The organism is Streptomyces carpinensis, assembly GCF_002154505.1.
In the GTDB taxonomy this organism is placed as follows: Bacteria; Actinomycetota; Actinomycetes; order Streptomycetales; family Streptomycetaceae; genus Streptomyces; species Streptomyces carpinensis.
In genome coordinates this window covers 1-1771 of sequence record NZ_MUBM01000092.1, presented here as the reverse complement: position 1 = coordinate 1771, position 1771 = coordinate 1, and the positions used below count along the sequence as shown (strand labels likewise).

Genomic DNA, 1771 nt, shown 5'->3' with positions numbered 1-1771 from the left:
TTAGGGCGCGCAGATAATCAAGGTGTTGCTTCCATGGCTCTGGCTCGTTGATGTGGTATGGCCATATCGCAGGAGACTCGTGATCAACTCGCCGTTAGATTCGCTGTGTTGTTCCCGCACCTGGACGAGCGACAGCGCCGTCTGCTGATGGGAGCCGAGGCCCGGATCCTGGGGCACGGTGGGATCCGGGCTGTCGCGCAGGCGGCCGAGGCCAGCGAAACCACGGTCCGCAAAGGCGTCGAAGAGCTGGAAGCGGGTGCAGAGCCTTTGGGCCGAGTCCGCCGCCCTGGCGGTGGGCGCAAGAGGGCCGCCGAGGTGGATGCGGGGTTGCGACCTGCACTGTTAGCACTGGTGGAGCCGGATATGCGCGGGGACCCGATGTCGCCGCTTCGCTGGACGACGAAGTCGACCCGCAAGCTCGCCGACGAACTCACCCGGCAAGGCCACCGCGTCTCTGCGGACACCGTTGGCGACCTATTGCGCGAGGAGGGCTTCAGCCTGCAGGCCAACATCAAGACTATCGAGGGCACGCAGCACCCAGATCGCGACGCACAGTTCCACTACATCAACGAACAAGCCCGCGATCACCGGGACGCCGGGGACCCGGTGATCAGCGTGGACACCAAGAAGAAAGAACTGGTCGGCGAGTACAAGAACGCCGGGCGTGAGTGGCAGCCTCAAGGCGAGCCGGTGAAGGTCAAGACACACGACTTCCTCGACCCGCAGGGCCCGGGCAAGGCTATCCCGTACGGGATCTACGACATCACCGCGAACACCGGCTGGGTCAACGTCGGGTGCGACCACGACACCGCAGCCTTCGCGGTCGCGTCGATCCGCCGTTGGTGGCATTCCCGTGGCCGGCACGACTACCCGCACGCCGACCGGCTACTGATCACGGCCGACGCGGGCGGCTCCAACGGCTACCGCACCCGCACCTGGAAGACCGAGCTCGCCCAGTTCGCAGCCGAGTCCGGCCTGGCCATCACCGTCTGTCACCTGCCTCCCGGAACGTCGAAGTGGAACCGGATCGAGCACAGACTGTTCTCCCACATCACCATGAACTGGCGCGGCCGGCCCCTGACCAGCCACGAAGTCATCGTCCAAAGCATCACTGCGACCACCACCAAGACCGGCCTGACGGTGCATGCCGAACTCGACACCGGTCAGTACCCCACCGGCATCCAGGTCACCGACGAGGACCTCGACGCCCTGCCGGTCACACGGCACCGCTTCCACGGCGACTGGAACTACACCCTCCATCCCCAACTGCCCCCACAGGCCGCTCCGGCACACGGCATCCAGGACCATGCACCGGCGAACACCTCACATCAACTCGCCCCGCGTTCACTGCAGGACCCGGAACTGACCGGCATGACCCGTCAACAGCTCAACGAACTCATCGCGGCACTGACTCCCGAGCTGGAGGCTCAACGTGAGCAAGTGCTCCGCATGCGTCGCGGTCACGAACGCCTCGTCGCCCCCGGCACAGGCGCAAAAGCCAAACTCTCCCCAGCCGACCGAATCCTGGTCACCGTGCTCCACCTGCGCAAACTCGCCACCATGGACCTTCTCGGCCGGCTCTTCGGCGTCACCGCCATGACCATCAGCCGCGCGAAACAGGAAGTCCGCCCGCTCCTGGAAGCGCACGGCCACCACATCACCGCCTCCACCGCCCGCTTCCGCACACCATCCGACGTCGCAACATTCCTCGCTCCCAACCCCACCCAAAGCAAGATCAAGAAAGCGTGTTGATTATCTGCGCGCCCTTAGC

General features: G+C 65.2%; 1 protein-coding gene. It reads left to right on the top strand.

Annotated elements, in window-relative coordinates:
* Nucleotides 1-57: 57 nt before the first annotated feature.
* The gene (locus BZY54_RS13730) at nucleotides 58-1752 is read left to right on the top strand and encodes an ISAzo13 family transposase (RefSeq protein WP_086725468.1); all 1695 of its coding nucleotides are present in this window, start codon (nucleotides 58-60) and stop codon (nucleotides 1750-1752) included.
* Nucleotides 1753-1771: the final 19 nt, after the last annotated feature.

Coding starts and splice junctions, on each gene's coding strand:
- BZY54_RS13730 (WP_086725468.1), top strand. CDS start 58: ATGGCCATATCGCAGGAGACTCGTGATCAACTCGCCGTTAGATTCGCT.